This is a genomic window from Nonomuraea sp. 3N208 (assembly GCF_052245935.1).
GTDB lineage: Bacteria > Actinomycetota > Actinomycetes > Streptosporangiales > Streptosporangiaceae > Nonomuraea.
Genome location: NZ_JBQQBR010000055.1, coordinates 66,252 through 81,167, shown reverse-complemented (window position 1 = coordinate 81,167; position 14,916 = coordinate 66,252). Strand labels below are relative to the sequence as shown.

At 70.9% G+C, this 14,916-nt stretch carries 15 protein-coding genes and 1 pseudogene; 5 read left to right on the top strand and 11 right to left on the bottom strand.

From position 1 onward, the window contains the following. Window positions 1-129: 129 nt before the first annotated feature. Together ACTWPT_RS51350 and ACTWPT_RS51345 are read right to left on the bottom strand one after the other, a co-directional pair. Window positions 130-363, bottom strand: coding sequence for a hypothetical protein (locus ACTWPT_RS51350; protein WP_443184875.1), 234 nt, complete (start codon window positions 361-363; stop codon window positions 130-132). Window positions 364-392: 29 nt separating this feature from the next. Next, complete coding sequence (locus ACTWPT_RS51345) at window positions 393-1,301, bottom strand: GntR family transcriptional regulator (RefSeq protein ID WP_443184874.1); 909 nt, start codon at window positions 1,299-1,301, stop codon at window positions 393-395. Window positions 1,302-1,405: 104 nt separating this feature from the next. On the opposite strand from ACTWPT_RS51345, the gene ACTWPT_RS51340 reads away from it, so the two are divergent. Then, entirely contained in the window at window positions 1,406-2,494 is a 1,089-nt protein-coding gene (locus ACTWPT_RS51340) for an FAD-dependent monooxygenase (RefSeq protein WP_443184873.1), read from the top strand. Between the two features lie 19 nt (window positions 2,495-2,513). Beyond that, window positions 2,514-4,121 (top strand): DUF2207 domain-containing protein, encoded by a 1,608-nt coding sequence (locus ACTWPT_RS51335; protein ID WP_443184872.1) that lies wholly within the window; start codon window positions 2,514-2,516, stop codon window positions 4,119-4,121. Here ACTWPT_RS51335 and ACTWPT_RS51330 read toward each other — a convergent pair. Beyond that, window positions 4,118-5,026: an asparaginase gene (locus tag ACTWPT_RS51330; RefSeq protein ID WP_443184871.1), complete on the bottom strand. Its 909-nt coding sequence runs from the start codon at window positions 5,024-5,026 to the stop codon at window positions 4,118-4,120. The two genes, ACTWPT_RS51335 and ACTWPT_RS51330, sit on opposite strands and share 4 nt — an antisense overlap. A 59-nt stretch (window positions 5,027-5,085) precedes the next feature. Here ACTWPT_RS51330 and dtd point away from each other — a divergent pair, with 59 nt between their 5' ends. Further along, complete coding sequence (gene dtd, locus ACTWPT_RS51325) at window positions 5,086-5,511, top strand: D-aminoacyl-tRNA deacylase (protein WP_443184870.1); 426 nt, start codon at window positions 5,086-5,088, stop codon at window positions 5,509-5,511. Here the strand turns inward: dtd and ygfZ are convergent. From ygfZ to ACTWPT_RS51305, 4 genes are all read right to left on the bottom strand, one after another. Next, window positions 5,508-6,446: a CAF17-like 4Fe-4S cluster assembly/insertion protein YgfZ gene (gene ygfZ, locus ACTWPT_RS51320; RefSeq protein WP_443184869.1), complete on the bottom strand. Its 939-nt coding sequence runs from the start codon at window positions 6,444-6,446 to the stop codon at window positions 5,508-5,510. The two genes, dtd and ygfZ, sit on opposite strands and share 4 nt — an antisense overlap. 42 nt (window positions 6,447-6,488) lie before the next feature. Further along, window positions 6,489-6,902 (bottom strand): Fur family transcriptional regulator, encoded by a 414-nt coding sequence (locus ACTWPT_RS51315; RefSeq protein WP_443184868.1) that lies wholly within the window; start codon window positions 6,900-6,902, stop codon window positions 6,489-6,491. A gap of 333 nt (window positions 6,903-7,235) precedes the next feature. Beyond that, window positions 7,236-7,532, bottom strand: coding sequence for a DUF2470 domain-containing protein (locus tag ACTWPT_RS51310; RefSeq protein ID WP_443184867.1), 297 nt, complete (start codon window positions 7,530-7,532; stop codon window positions 7,236-7,238). Further along, window positions 7,529-8,017 carry an FABP family protein gene (locus ACTWPT_RS51305; protein ID WP_443184866.1) on the bottom strand — a complete coding sequence of 163 codons (489 nt, stop codon included), beginning with the start codon at window positions 8,015-8,017 and terminating at the stop codon, window positions 7,529-7,531. Before ACTWPT_RS51305 ends, ACTWPT_RS51310 begins: the two co-directional genes overlap by 4 nt. Window positions 8,018-8,120: 103 nt before the next feature. On the opposite strand from ACTWPT_RS51305, the gene ACTWPT_RS51300 reads away from it, so the two are divergent. After that, window positions 8,121-8,483 (top strand): DsrE family protein, encoded by a 363-nt coding sequence (locus ACTWPT_RS51300; protein ID WP_443184865.1) that lies wholly within the window; start codon window positions 8,121-8,123, stop codon window positions 8,481-8,483. Here the strand turns inward: ACTWPT_RS51300 and ACTWPT_RS51295 are convergent. The 4 genes and pseudogenes from ACTWPT_RS51295 to ACTWPT_RS51280 form a co-directional block, all read right to left on the bottom strand. Further along, window positions 8,477-9,901 (bottom strand): N-acyl-D-amino-acid deacylase family protein, encoded by a 1,425-nt coding sequence (locus ACTWPT_RS51295; RefSeq protein WP_443184864.1) that lies wholly within the window; start codon window positions 9,899-9,901, stop codon window positions 8,477-8,479. The two genes, ACTWPT_RS51300 and ACTWPT_RS51295, sit on opposite strands and share 7 nt — an antisense overlap. An 88-nt stretch (window positions 9,902-9,989) precedes the next feature. After that, window positions 9,990-10,625, bottom strand: a pseudogene (locus tag ACTWPT_RS51290) (ABC transporter substrate-binding protein); the annotation flags it as partial. 63 nt (window positions 10,626-10,688) lie between these two features. Continuing rightward, window positions 10,689-12,263 (bottom strand): hydantoinase/oxoprolinase N-terminal domain-containing protein, encoded by a 1,575-nt coding sequence (locus ACTWPT_RS51285; RefSeq protein WP_443184863.1) that lies wholly within the window; start codon window positions 12,261-12,263, stop codon window positions 10,689-10,691. Beyond that, window positions 12,250-13,353, bottom strand: a complete 1,104-nt coding sequence (locus tag ACTWPT_RS51280) for a DUF917 domain-containing protein (RefSeq protein ID WP_443184862.1) — start codon at window positions 13,351-13,353, stop codon at window positions 12,250-12,252. The genes ACTWPT_RS51285 and ACTWPT_RS51280 overlap by 14 nt, the downstream gene beginning before the upstream one ends. Before the next feature lie 74 nt (window positions 13,354-13,427). Between ACTWPT_RS51280 and ACTWPT_RS51275 the strand changes: the two genes are divergently transcribed. Next, complete coding sequence (locus tag ACTWPT_RS51275) at window positions 13,428-14,912, top strand: PucR family transcriptional regulator (protein ID WP_443184861.1); 1,485 nt, start codon at window positions 13,428-13,430, stop codon at window positions 14,910-14,912. Window positions 14,913-14,916 lie beyond the last annotated feature (4 nt).

Here is a 14,916-nt window from a genome sequence, read left to right as displayed (position 1 = left end):
AGGCGGTTTGACGTCTCCCCCCGCAGGGCGACGCCGAAGGGCCAGACCTTCATCTCCTGCACAGCACCGCATCCAGCAAGGTCACCTACACAACAACCTCGCCTTCTGCGCTCGTGGCGCACTTAAAGATCAAGTTGGCGGAGCGGTGCGGCGGAGCCGTACCACCACAAAGGCGAGCAGCCCGAGGGCGGCCAGCGCGAAGACCGCGTTGCCGATGAGGTCCACATTCGCGGGCGCTGGGAAACTCGGCGGCTGAGGGAAGCCGTGCCAGGCGTAGGTGACCAGGCCGGCGGCGCCCAGGGCGAACCTGTGCCAGGGTCCCCAGCCCATGCGCCGGGACCAGCGCAGGATGAGCAGCGTCATCGTGGCGGGCATGCGCGGGCGAACGGCGACTAACCGATCATCTTGGCGAAGCCATCGAGGAGCCGGCCGAGGCCGAAGTCGAAGAGCCGGTTGAGGTCGAGATCGAAGTCGCCCAGGTCGGCCAGGAGCTCGGCGAAGGCGGGGTAGCCACCTGACTCCCTGATCGCGCGCATCCGGTCGTCCTGCCCGCTCAGCCACTCCTCGTCGGTGAGCCCTGTGGAGACCCGTGCCCGGCGCTCCAGCTCGAGGTTGGCGCCGATGCCCTGGACGTAGCTGTAGAGCAGGATGTGCAGCCGCATTTTGGTCGTGGCGTCCAGGCGGGTGCTCGTCAGCGCCGTCATGACCCACTCGGTGTGCTTGATCAGACCGGCCGAGGGCAGCGGCCGGTACAGCGAGGTGATCCCGGCCATCCACGGGTGCGCCCGGTAGGCGGCCCACTGCAGGCGCGCGGTCGTCTCGAAAGCGGCCCGCCAGCCGGGCGGCCGCTCGGCCGGCAGCGGGAAGTCTTCGATCGCCGCGTCGACCATCATCAGAACCAGGTCGTCTTTGCTGCCGACATGGCGGTAAAGGGACATGGTGGCCATGCCGAGTCGGTCGGCGATCGCCCGCATCGTCACGTCGGGGAGCCCTTCGGCGTCGGCGATCTCGATGGCCGCCCGTACGATGCGCTCCCGCATCCGACCAGATCCAGAAATTTCCGGACGCCGTGCCACGCGCCCGCCGCCTCGCTCCGCCACGACCGTGCCCACCCGCGGCTCGGCGACCACGACGCCCTCCTGGGCCAGCACCGCCAGCGCCTTGGTCGCGGTGGCCAGCGCGACCCCCCAGTCCCTGGCGAGCTGCCTGGTGGACGGCACCCGGTCCCCGGGCCGCAGCCTGCCATCGGCGATGCGCCGCTTGATGTCGCCCGCGATCCGAGCGTAAGGCGGAGTGTCCATTTGACCTCCTGTACTAGTACAGATCTTGCCAGCATACCGTTGCTAGCGGCTGTATGTACGACGTACATTCAGCTCTGCGTACAACGTCAACAAGGAGTCAGATCATGAAGGTGCTCATTTCCGGTGCGAGCGTCGGCGGCCCCGTCCTGGCCTACTGGCTGCGGCGGCAAAATGCCGAGGTGACGGTCATCGAGCGTGCCCCGGCGCCGCGCAAGGGTGGCCAGGCCATCGACATCAGAGGCGCCGCGCTGACCGTGGCCGACCGCATGGGCATCCTGGAGCAGGCCAGAGCGCTCCGTACGACCATGCGCGGCATGTCCATGGTGGACGGCGACGGCAACGAGATCATGCGCAGCACCGAGGGGACGCTCAGCGGCGGCAACTTCGACAGCCCCGATGTCGAGATCCTGCGCGACGACCTGACCGCGCTCGTCACCTCGGCCGCCGACGCCGAGTACGTGTACGGCGACTCGATCGCCACCCTCGCCCAGGATGCCCACGGCGTGGACGTGACGTTCGAGAGCGGCAGGCAAGGTCGCTACGACTACGTGGTCGGCGCCGACGGGCTGCACTCCAACGTGCGAAGGCTGGCGTTCGGCCCGGAGGAGCGGTTCCTGGAGCACCTCGGGATGTACGTCTCGATCTTCACCGCGCCGAACTTCCTCGGCCTGGATCACTGGCAGACCTGGTTCCGCGAGGGCGATGTCGGCGGCGCGGTCTTCAGCGACAGGGACACCGGCGTGATGCGGGTCAACCTGGGATTCGGCGCGGGCCCGATCGACTACGACCACCATGACGTGGAGCAGCAGAAGCGCCTGATCCAGGAGCACTGCTCCGGGGTGCGCTGGGAGGTCCCGAAGCTGCTGGAGGCCATGTGGGCGGCCGACGACTTCTACTTCGACGCCATGGCCCAGGTGAAGATGGAGCGCTGGTCGGCCGGCCGGGTGACGCTGGTCGGCGACGCGGGCTACTGCGCCACGCCGCTGTCCGGGCAGGGCACGAGCCTGGCCGTGGTGGGGGCGTACGTGCTGGCGCAGGAGCTCGGCACGGACCCGGCCGCCGCGTTCGACCGCTACGAGGAGCGCATGCGGCCCTTCGTCGCGCAGAACCAGGCGCTCGCCGTTGAGAACCCCGGCCAGGGCGCCGCACCGGAGAGCGTCCAGCTGGCCGCGAACGGCATCACCTTGAACTGAACCGATACGATTTGCCGCCATGACGGGTATCAGACTCACGATGGCCGCCCTCGGGGCCACCGCTCTGACGTTGACCGCCTCCCCCGCCATGGCCGCGGAGGCCGGGATCACGGACGAGGTGACGCTGACCCTCGGCAAGGACGGCACCCTGCACGTGGTCGAGAAGATCAGCGGGGCCTCGAGTGGGCTGAAGCGTACGTTCCTCACCCGGACGCGGTACGACGACAGCTACGACCGCATCTACCAGATCTCGAACGTCAAGGGCGGCACGCTCGCCGGCGACGTGCTCACCGTGACGGGCCAGACGGTCGAGTACGACGTCAAGGGCGCGGTGACGACCTCGGGCGGCGTCGAAGAGCTGCGCTGGTTCGCGGTGAACGGTTGGAACCAGCAGGTCGCCAAGGCCACGGTCAAGGTCAACGGTCCGGGCCAGGTGCAGAACCTGTCCTGCTTCGCCGGCGATCTGACCTCGGCCATCGGCTGCACGGCCGCCTCCATGGACCACGCCGCCACCCAGGCCGACTTCGAGCAGGAGAACATCGCGCCCGGCCAGGCCCTGACCGTCGTCGTCGGGTACGCAAAGGGCTCCAGCGGCGGCACCCCCATCCTGGAGAAGCGTTTTTCGCTGGCAGCCGCGTTCACCCTGGACACCGTCACCGGCGGCGCCCTGGCGGGCCTGCTGGTGCTGCTGCTCGGCGGCGTCGGCCTGCTCTACTGGACGCGCGGCCGCGACGCCCGGGTCGCCGGCCACGAGCAGGGCACCATCGATCCTGTGCAGAACGGGCACTTCTCACCGCCCGACGGGGTGCGTCCCGGCCAGATCGGCACGCTCGTGGACGAGCAGGCCGACGTGATCGACGTGACCGCCACGATCGTCGACCTCGCCGTCCGCGGTTACCTGCGGATCGACGAGCAGCCCCGCCAGACCTACGACGCGCCCGACTGGTTGCTGGTCAGGCTGCCGAACGCACCCGTCAACGCGCTCCTGCCGTACGAGCACGCGCTCTACGACGCCATCTTCGACGGCCGGGACATGGTGATGCTGTCGCAGCTGTCCGGCTCGTTCGCGGCCCATCTGGGCAAGGTCCGCGACGCCCTGTACGCCGACGTGGTCAAGCAGGGCTGGTTCGCCCGCCGCCCGGACACCGAGCGCACCAAGTGGACCACGATCGGCGTGGTGCTCATCGGCGTGGGGCTGCTGGCCACGGTGGCGCTGGCCTGGTTCACGACGTACGGGCTGCTGGGCCTGGCCGTGATCATCGCGGGCGGCGCGCTGGCGGTCGGCGGCCAGTACATGCCGGCCAAGACCGCCAGGGGCTCGGCGGCGATGGCGCACACCATGAAGTTCCGCGAGTACCTGTTCTCCGGCGAGCTGGGCAACGTGCCCGAGCAGCACCGGGTGGAGCTTTTCTCCCGCTACCTGCCCTATGCGGTGATCTTCGATGGGGTGGAGCACTGGTCGCGCGTGGTGGCCTCGGTCACCGGCAACGGGAGCCAGACTGACAACCTCTACTGGTACCACGGGCCCGCGGAGTGGGACCTGTCCAAGTTCGCCGGCTCGATGCGGACGTTCACCACGACCACGTCGGGCGCGATCTCCGCGACCCGCCAGTTCCGTACGCTTTAGCGGACCCGTACCTCGCCGACCGGGCGGCCCCCGCCGACCACCGGCGGGGTGGCCAGCTCGGCCAGCTCAGGGGCGTCCAGCCCCAGCGAGCGCAGCGCCGCCACCGTGACGGGGACGCGGGCGCGCGCCGAACCGTCCTCGATCTTCACGGTGCCCGCGCGCCCGTCCTCGAACACGAACGCGTCGAACGCCTCCGCCCCGGCCTTCAGCATGAGCCCGGGCAGCGCCCGCATCAGCTTGGCCTCGGGGCGGTCGGTGCCCGACGTCCACTCCGGGTAGGCGCGCATGGCGTCGAAGATCTTGCGCTCGTACGAGTCCGGCGACGACATGGGGAAGGCCCGGAACGCCTTCGTCACGCCCACCATCGACACGAAGAACAGCGGTGCCCCGCACCCGTCCACGCCCGAGGCCGCCACCCGCTCACCGGTCAGGTCCTCGACCGTCTCCCTGATCGCCCGCTGCAGCGGATGCTTGGGCTCCAGATAGCTCTCGACGGGCCAGCCGTTCAACACGCAGGTGGCCAGCATGGCGGCGTGCTTGCCCGAGCAGTTCATGAAGACGCGGCCGCGCTCGGTGACCGTACGGTCGAACGGATAGTCCTCGGGGCACAGCAGCGCCGACTCCTCCAGCCCCGCGCCCGCCAGGATCTTCCTGGCGCCGTCCACATGGAACGGCTCACCCGAGTGCGAGGCGCAGGCCAGCGCGAGCAAGTCGCCCTCCAGCCGCAGGCCGCTGCGTAGCATGCCGAGCGCCTGGAGCGGCTTCATCGACGACCGTGGCGACGCGGGCACGTGCACCGCGCCCCGCGCCTCGACCGGGCGACCTTCCGCGTCCACGGTGAGCATGCGAGCCTGATGCGTGGACTCCACGAACCCGGACCGGACAACTTCCACGATCAACGACATTTCCCCATCCTTTCCGGCATGAGTCTACGGAGCGTTTTCCTGGGCCAGAATGGGATCCCATGCGAGCAGTGGTGCAGCGAGTGAGTTCAGCGTCCGTCGAGGTCGAGGGCCGGTCCGTCGGAGCGGTGACCGAGCCCGGCCTGCTCGTCCTGGTGGGCGTCACCCACACGGACACGCGGGCCGAGGCCGCCAAGCTCGCCGCCAAGCTCTGGGGCCTGCGCATCCTGCACGGCGAGAAGTCCTGCTCGGACGTGTCCGCGCCGCTCCTAGTGATCAGCCAGTTCACCCTGTACGGCGACGCGCGCAAGGGGCGGCGGCCCACCTGGCAGGCGGCCGCCCCGGGGCCGGTCGCCGAGCCGCTGGTGGACGCCGTGGTGGATGAGCTGCGTGCCCTGGGCGCGCACGTGGAGACGGGCGTCTTCGGCGCGGACATGAAGGTGTCCCTCGTCAACGACGGCCCGATCACCCTCGTCGTCGATATTTAACGGATGCGACGTCGCAGCGACGGGTCGATGGCGACGTTGCGGCCCGCGTCCGGCGGCACGACGACTTCCTGGGCCGCCGCGACCCCTCCGGCCAGCAGCGGAGCGTCCGCCGGCACCGTACGCTTGATCACCGCCAGCGCGATCGGCCCCAGCTCGTGGTGCCGGGCGGCCGACCCGACCACGCCGACCTCCTGGCTCTCGAAGATCACCGGCGCGCCGTGCGGGGGCAGCGTGTCGACACTGCCGTCGAGGTGCAGGAACACGAGGCGGCGCGGCGGGTGCCCCAGGTTGTGCACCCGGGCCACCGTCTCCTGGCCCCGGTAGCAGCCCTTGCTGAGGTGCACGGCCGCGCCGATCCAGCCCACCTCGTGCGGGATGGTCTTGTGGTCGGTCTCGAACCCCATCCGCGGGTGGTGCGCCTCGATCCGCAGCGCCTCGTACGCCCACAACCCCGCCAGCGGCTTACCCAGATGGTCGGACAGCTCCGCGCGCGGCACCAGGAAGTCCTCCGTCGCCGTGGAGAGCACCACCAGGTCGTCGGCCCGCGACACCTCGACGCGGAGCATGAACCGCATCCGGTCGAGATAGTCGATCAGGCTCTGCGCGGTGCCCGGCTCGACGTGGGCCAGCACGCTCTCGCCGTCGTCCACCAGCGTCAGGTGGTGCTGCACGCGGCCCTGCAGGTCGAGGTCCAGCGTCTGCGTCCACTCGCCCGGTTTCAGGGTGTCGAGCTTCTGCGAGGTCAGGTCGTTGAGCCATTTCAGCCGGTCGGCGCCCGAGATCCGGATCACCTCGCGGTTGCTGCGGTCGACGACCGCCTCGCCCTTGGCCAGCGCGCGCTGCTCGGCGTACAGGTCGCCGTAGTGCGCGGCTACGTCGGAATCCGGCGCGTCTGCCGCTACGGCGCCGGGGAGATCGAGCAGAGGGCTACGCATGCACTCCAGGCTATCCGCAGCGGCGGCGGCGCCCGACAACGGCTACCGGCAGTTTCGGCAGCGCCCGAAAACGGTCAGATGATGAACGTCGGCCACGAACCCCATCTCATCGTCGAGGCCCTTGACCAGCCCTGCGGCCAGTTCCGGCCGCACCTCGAACACCTCGTCGCACCCCCGGCACACCAGGTGCACGTGATCGGCCTCAGCCGCCAGATGGTAGGTCGGCGCACCGTGGCCGAGATGCGTGTGGGTGACCAGGCCGAGCTCCTCCAACAGCTCCAGCGTGCGGTAGACCGTCGAGATGTTGACCCCGCGCGCCGTCTCCCGGACCTTGACGCAGATCTCCTCGGGCGTGGCGTGCTCCAGCTCCTTGACCGCCTCGAGGACGAGCTGGCGCTGCGGTGTGACCCGGTAGCCCTTCGCGCGGAGTTCCTCGTGCCACTGCGTCTCGGTCATGCCCCCGAGTCTAGGCGCAACGGTCCGCTGCCTGCGGTGGACCGCTGAACGCGGTCCACCGTACGACCCGGGGATATTCACTTGCCCAGTCCGCGGACTACCGCATAGCTTCGTGAGTACGCGGAAAGGAGGTGGTCCGAATAATGGATAGTCATAGTCGGGCTAGCGAGGTGGTTGTCCGCTAACGCTGCGGACACTTTGTCTCGTCTCGTGACGTTGGCGAAAACGAGGCAACCACCGGGGCCCCTGGCAGCCGGAGGGCGGGACTCTGATCCCGACCATGGTCCATCCGGCCCGCCTGCACCGCAGGCGGAGTGATGCCTGGGGCCCTTTTTAATGCTCGCCCCTGATCGGCAGGCCGAGCTTGCCGCACGCCTCGCGATAGAGCATCACCACGGCCTTGCGCACCTGGGCGCGCTCAGTGAGCGTCTCGCCCCAGGGCACCCGGACCCGCTCCCCGCCGTCGATCGTGAACTCGATCGCCTCGGCGTCGACGTCGCTCGTCAGCGCCGTGGTGGCGTCGGGCCGCCCGCCGAGGCCCCGTACGATGATCAGCGAGTCTGCGGCGTGGTCGTCGTTCATGTGGCGCTTGATCGCCTCGACGGCGTCAGCGGTGAAGGGCGTGCTCATGCCACCTTCTTCAACTCGGCGGACATATGGTCCGTCAGGGGGTACCCGACGGCGGCCATCTCATAGGCCCACATCAGGTTGCCGTTGACCAGCCCGTAGAGCCGGTGTCCAGCGGTGTATTCCTTGGCCGTGGCGGTGCGGGCGACGACGTCCGTACGCAGCTCGATCTTGTGGAAGACGACCTCGCCGATGTAGATCTCGACGATCCCGGTCGGGTGCGCGAGCACGACCTCGATCTGCCGGTCCGGCTGCGGCCGCCAGTAGCCCGACTCCGTGGCCAGCGGCCTGACCCGGTTGCCTTCCTGGTCGAGCAGCCAGGTGCGGCTCACGTAGCTCAGGAAGGGCTTGCCGTTGTGGCCGAACTCGATCTCCTGCCCGAAGTTGAAGCTCTCGATCGTCGGATAGCCGCCCACGCCCGCGCCTTCCCAGCGGCCGAGCAGGAAGGCGATCGGCTCCAGATCAGGGTGCACCTCAGGTTCTTCCATGCTCCCCAAGCGTAGTGGCGTGTCGTGCCCGTACGGCATCGCATCACGGCCTTGAGCTCTGCCTCGACCGCATGTTCGCTCCTGGCGCGTTAGGGTGACGGATATGGCACGATCACTGGTGATCAAGGTGACCGCCGGGGCGGACGCCCCGGAGCGCTGCAACCAGGCGTTCACGGTCGCTGCCGCCGCGCTCGCGAGCGGTGTCCCCGTTTCCCTGTGGCTGACCGGCGAGTCGTCGTGGTTCGCGCTGCCGGGGCGGGCCAAAGAGTTCAGCCTGCCGCATGCCGCGCCGCTGACGGACCTGCTCGACGCCGTCCTGGCGGCCGGCCGGGTGACGCTCTGCACGCAGTGCGCGGCCCGCAGGAACATCACCGTGGACGACCTCATCGACGGGGTCCGCATCGCCGGCGCGCCGGCGTTCGTCGAGGAAGTGACCACCGAGGGGGCCCAGGCCCTGGTCTACTGACGGCCTCCCGGACGCCGCAGGAGGCGTCCCCGGCGTTGCCCGGTGTAGGCGCCGTCGCGGATGACCGGCTCGCCGTCCAGGAGCACCGTCATCGCTCCCGTCACCCCAGCGCGGGGATCGAGCGGGGTGCCGTCGTGCCCGATCGTGGCCGGATCGAACACGACGGCGTCGGCCCCGCTTCCGGGGAGCAGCGTCCCGCGGCCGTGCAGTCCGAAGTGGCCGGCCGTGATCGAGGTCGCTTTCCTGATCGCCTCCGGCCAGGTGAGGACGTTCAGCTCACGGACGTAGCGGCCGAGCAGCTGCGGGAACGTGCCGTAGGTTCGCGGGTGCACCGGGCCAGGGCCCGGCAGCGCGTTGTCCGAGCCGACGCCGATCAGCGGGCTCGCCATGATCTCGCGTACGTCGGACTCGGACATGGCGGCGATCACCATCCCGGCGGCGGGGTCGCGGGCGACGAGGTCGCACATCACCTCGAACACGTCGCGGTCGCCGGCCAGCTCGGCGAGCGTCCGGCCGGACACGCCGGGGTCGGCGTGCGCGGTGACGAGGATCCCGTCCGGCTGGGCCTCGCCCCAGATGCCGTCGCCGGGCTCGCCCCGTCCGGCCTGTCCGCGTAGCCGCGCGCGGAACACCGGGTCACGCAGCCGCGATGCCAGATCCGCCGCGCCACCGGTGAGTGCCGAGTTCGGGAGCAGCGCCGCCAGCATGGTGGCCGCCGCGGTGTAGGGATACTGGTCGCCCAGGACGTCCACGCCGTCGCGGCGCGCGGCCTCGAGGCGCGCGAGCAATTCTCCGGCCCGGCCGTGGTTCTCGGCGCCGGCGAGCTTGCAGTGCGACACCTGCAGCCGCAGACGACCGGCGCGCGCCACCGCGACCGCTTCGTCGACGGCATCGAGCACGCGACGGCCCTCATCTCGCATGTGGGTGGCGTACACCGCGCCATACGGTGCGGCGGCGCGGGCGAGTGTCTGGAGCTCGGGCAGGTCGGCGTAGCAGCCGGGCGGGTAGATCAGCCCGGTGGAGAAGCCGACCGCCCCGGCCTCGAAGGACTCGGCCGCGAGCCGGGTCATCGTGTCGAGCGCGCCCGGCGCCAGTTCCTCGCCGGGGCCGTTGGCCGTGAGCCGGAGCGTGCCGTGCCCGACGAGGTAGGCGACGTGGTTGACCGGTCCGGCTCGCCGTACGGCGTCGAGGAATTCGCCGAACCCCATGGGCCGCACGTCGACCTCGCGGACCACGTCGTGCAGGGCGCCGCCGAGCCGTTCCGCCGCCGGCGCGTCGGTCGGGGCGAAGCTGATGCCGCAGTTGCCGTTGATCTCGGTCGTGACGCCCTGAGTCAGCTTGAACGGCTGAGGCTCGGCCATGAACGGAGCCAGGTCGCTGTGGGCGTGGGCGTCGATGAAACTCGGGCAGACGAACAACCCGTCGCAGTCGAGGATCCGCGCGCCCTACCGCCTGCACGCGTGGGGCCGCCCCGTAGTAGCCCTTGTTGGGCTCGAAGATCGTCGTGCCGTCGGACTGGAACTCGGTCACGGTGAAGGGCCCGCCGGCCACCACCGGCAGCTTGTCCTCGGGTCGGAAGGCCGTCATCTTGGAGCCGTCGCCGACGGCGTGCGGCTCGTAAACGTGCTTGGGCAGCACGTGGAAGTTGGCCAGCAGGGTGAGCACACTCTCGGCGACGGGCTCCTCGTACGTGACCACGAGCGTGCGGTCGTCGGCGGCCTTGACGCTCTTCACGCCCTCCAGCGCGAACGAGACCAGCCCGGCCGCGTCACCGGCGTGCTCCAGCTCGAACGTCGCCGTCCACGCGGCGTCGTGCGCGGTCATCGGCTTGCCGTCGGACCAGCTGCCGGGCTGCAGGTGGAAGGTGTAGACGCGGCCGTCGCCGGACACGTCCCACTTGCTCGCCCAGGCGGGCTTGAGCTGAGTGCCGTCGAGCTGGACCAGCGCGGGGTAGATGAGCTGGCGGGCGATCCACGACCCGTACAGGTTGTCGGCCAGCGGGTTGAGTGACTTGAGCCGTCCGAGCGAGGCGGTGACGCCGACGCTGAGGATGCCGCCGCCCTTGGCTTCGCTCGCGGGCGGCCCGGAGGACGCGCCACAGCCGGTGGCCACGGTGGCCGCGACGGCGAGGCCGCAGCACATCAGGGCCGTCCGCCTGCGGCGAGAGGTGGTGATCATGGTGTCCTCTTTCTTACGGTGGCCGGCTCACAGCCAGCCGAGGGGGCCCGCGGCTTTGACGTTGATCCGCACCGCGGGCTCGTGCAGGTAGGACAGGGGCGTCTCGGTGATCTCGATCACCTGCACCGCGTCGGGGTCGGCCCCTGCCTGGACCGCCCGCCGGACGGCCTTCTCGCCGGCGTCCTCGATGGCCTTGCGGCGGCCGTCACCGGCCGGAGCGAGGGTCTCCCACCGGCCGCTGACCAGCGCGATGGCGGCGCCTACCGCGTTGGCCACGTCGGCGTGGTCGGGGCGCAGCACCTTGGCGGCCCCGGCGAGCCTGTCGGGCACCAGGAACGCGCCGCCGCCGACCGCGACGACGGGCCGGTCCTTCCTGCCGAGCGACATCTGGTCCACCGCGTCAGCGATGATGCCGTCGGCGGCGTCCAGAGCGGACCTCAGCAGGGTGCGGACCTGGGCCGGCGACTTGTGCGGCGTGCCGAGCGCGACCCGGTCGGCGAGCACGGCCGCGTCGGTGAGCGTGGGCGTGTCGCCGCCGAACGCCAGGCTCTCTGAGGTGATGCGGAAGCCCACCGATACGGGCCCGACGGCGGGATCGTCAGGAGTTCCGCCGACGATCGTGCCGCCGCCGACCGCCACGCTGAGGATGTCCGGCATCCGGAAGTTCGTCCGCACCCCGCCGATGACCGTCGCGAACGACGACTCCCGCGGGAACCCGCGCACCAGCACGCCGAGGTCGGTTGAGGTGCCGCCGACGTCGATGACGATGGCGTCGTCCACACCGGACAGGAACGCGGCGCCGCGGATCGAGTTGGCCGGCCCCGAGCCGATCGTCAGCACGGGGTAGCGGGAGGCGTAGTCGAGCGCCATCAGCGTGCCGTCGTTCTGGGCGAAGAAGGCCGCCGCGTCCAGCCCGCGCTCGGCGAGCACGGCGTCCAGCGCCTGCGTCACCTCGCCGGCCACCCGGTAGAGCGCCGCGTTCAGCACGGTGGCGTTCTCCCGCTCGAGCAGGCCCAGCGAGCCGATCTCGTGGCTCATGGAGACCGCGACACCGGCGCCTAGCTCGTCGTGGACCAGCTCGGCGACCTCCTGCTCTTGGTCGCCGGCGGCGGGGCTGAAGATGCCGGTGACCGCCACCGCGTCGGCACGGTCCGCCACCGATGTCAGGAAGCGGCGGATGGCGTCGCGGTCCAGCGGCGCGATCGGCCAGCCGTCGACGAAGTGCCCGCCGCCGACCATGACGGAGCCGGCCGAGACGGTTTCCGCGAGATCCGCGGGCCAGGTCGTCAGCGGGGCGACGGCCGTGCCGGCCGGGGCGCCCAGCCTGATCACCGCCACCCGGCCGAGCCCGCGCCGCTGCAGCAGGGCGTTGGTGGCGTGGGTGGTGCCGAGCATGATCCGCCCCACCTCGCGCTCGCGCTCGCCGAGCGCGCCCAGCACCGCCGACAGGGCCTGCCCGATGCCGGTCCGGACGTCCGATGTGGTGGGCCGCTTGGCGCGGGCGACGATCGTCTCGGATCGGTCGAGCACCACCGCGTCGGTGTTCGTGCCGCCGACATCGATCCCGATCTTCAGCTCGCGTCCGAGGTCAGATGCCGGCATGGACGAGCTCCTCAATCGGCCGGTAGTCGAGGTTGTAGCCGAAGGCCCGCGGTCCCACGACCGCCAGCCCGCGCTCGGTGCGCCAGAGCGGGTCGCACGGCCAGGCCAGCACGCTGACGCGCTGGCCGTAGCGGAGCGTCTCGGTGGAGATGGCGTCCGCGGTCTGCGTGTCGACCACGGTGATCAGGTCGGGGACGCTCGCGCGTACCTCGCCGGACTCGAAGACGACCAGGTTCTCGTTCTGGATCTCGATGCGGACCATGCGGCCGGCGTCCGCGCCGGTGCCGTCGACGACTACCGAGCCGCGGACGAAGCCGCCGCCGGTGTGCCGCTCGACCTCGACGATCTTGCCGTCGACGAGCCGCCGGGCGTCCAGGCGGCCCGCCAGCCCGGCGACCGGGTCGCCGGTGCTCTCGGCGATGCTGCGGCCGATGGCGAGCGCCGCGGAGATGCTGCCCTCGATGACCGCGCCCCTCGCCTGGCTGGCCGTCATGAGGTAGTTGGCCATCATCGAGCTGGCGCCGCTGGCGACGCAGACCGCCCGCGCCTGCCGCTCGGACCAGACCGCGTCGATCGGCCGGAGCACCGCGACGTTCCCGACGACGTCGGCCATGACCACCACGTCCGCCGACAGCCCGGCGACGTGCATCGACACCATTTGCAGCTCAGGGAAGGCCCGGCCCATGCCGTCGGCGTCGAGCAACGGCACGCCGAGCTCGGCGGCCCAGCCGACCGGTTCGACGCCGTTGCTGCCGCCGATCTCACCCGCCATGATCGCTGAGATCGGCCGGCCGGCGAGCCGCTCGATCTCGTCGCGCAACCGCTTCGGCTGGTCGACGCTCGCCAGCATCTCGTGCCCGACCGTCGGGGCGCCGATGCTGGCCATGGGCACGACGAGGGCGTCGTCGTCGAGCTCGGCCAGGCGCACGATCCGGACCGGGCCGTGGTCGCGCAGCGCCTGCAGGGCGCTGGGGATGGCGGTCTCCACCGATCCCCCGCCGCCGGTGCCCAGGATCGCGCATCCGCGTGCGAGCGCCGGCAGGTCCCTCTCGGTCAGCTGGCCCACGTCGTTGTCACTAGCTGGCTGCATGCGTCGATTGTGGGGGGCGTCCTTGCGGGTAGCCCATATGGCGGGAACACAACGCTTCCACGCAAACTGTGCTTGTGCCACAAACAACCCGGGCGACGGTTTCGGAGCTGTTGCGCCATCACCTCAGGTTCGGGCTCACGCTGCTCGCAGGCCCCGACACCGACACGCCCATCCAGCACGTCGCGGCCGCCGACACGCTGGCCGCGCTGGACCGCGTGCCCACCGAGAGCCTCATCGTGATCCTCGGATCGGAGCCGATCTCCAGTTACGAGATCGATGTCGCGATCCGCCAGGCGGCCGCGCGCGACGCGGCAGGCTTGGTGTTCGCGGCCGTTCGGGAGCTGCCGATCACGGCCACGCGGCTGGCCGAGCGGGCGCGGCTGCCCGTGCTGGGGCTCGACGACGGTCGCGACGGAGCCGAGCTCCTGCTCGACATCGACCGTTTCGTACGGGGCGGCGCCTCCGACGCGCTGGCCCGCGCCGCGGCGGCGATCCGCGCGGCCCAGCAGGCCGCCGAGCTGGAGGGCCCGGACGCGGTGCGCTCGCTGCTGGACGTCGTGTCCGAGGCGCTGGGCTGCCGGCTCGTCCTCGACGAGACCAGACCGACCGACCAGGCCGACCCCGGCGCGGTCGTCGTCGGCCGGCACCTGGTGGCCAGGCTCGTGCCCGACCTCGACGACGACGCCACCCGTGTGGCCCTCCCGGCGATCGCCGCGCTCGTCTCGCGGCTCCGGCAACGCGAGCTCAACCGCCGCTTCGCGCCCGCGCTCACCCGGGCGGGGCTCATCGTCCAACTCGTGCTGTGCGATCGGGCGCAGTTGCCGCAACTCGTCGAGCAGGCCTTCCAGCTCGACTTCCCCGTGGAGCAGGCCCACGTGGTGGCCTGGCTCCAGGTCGAAGACGCCGAGACGTCCTCGCTGGTCCGGGCCAGGCAGGTGCTGGAGGAGGCCGAGTTGTCGGCGCTGCAGGTTCTCCACGCCAGGCCGGGCGCCTGGCACGTAGCGCGGCTGGGTGGCGACCTGATCATCGTGCGCACCGGACCGGCGGGCGCTGAACTGCACCGGCAGGTACGTACGGAAGTCGGACGGCTGATCGACGTCCTGACCGATCGCGGCGACATCGTGATCACGGGAGGTCTCGGCACGCCACAGACCGGCCCGGACGGGTTGCGCCAGTCCGCGGCCGAAGCTCGAGTAGCGGCCGATTCCGCCCACGCCACGGGTCGCCGCGGCGCCCTCGTCGAGGCCGACGCCACCGGCCTGCGCCGGATCCTGGCCGACCTGTACTCCTCGCCCCTGAGCCGGAACCTCCTCAGCGAAATGCTGGCCCCGCTGGACGCCCTCGGCGCGGCACGCTCCCGGGTGGGGCTGACGACGTTGTCCGCGTACCTTGACGCCCAATGCTCGCCGACCCGGGCCGCCGAGGTCTTGCACCTGCACCCGAACGCGGTCGCCTACCGTCTGCGCTGGATCACCGAGGCGCTGGGAGCGGATCTGACCGACCCGGACACACGCTTCGCCCTGCAGATGGCGTGCCGGGTCCGGCTGCTCAACGGGTAACGGG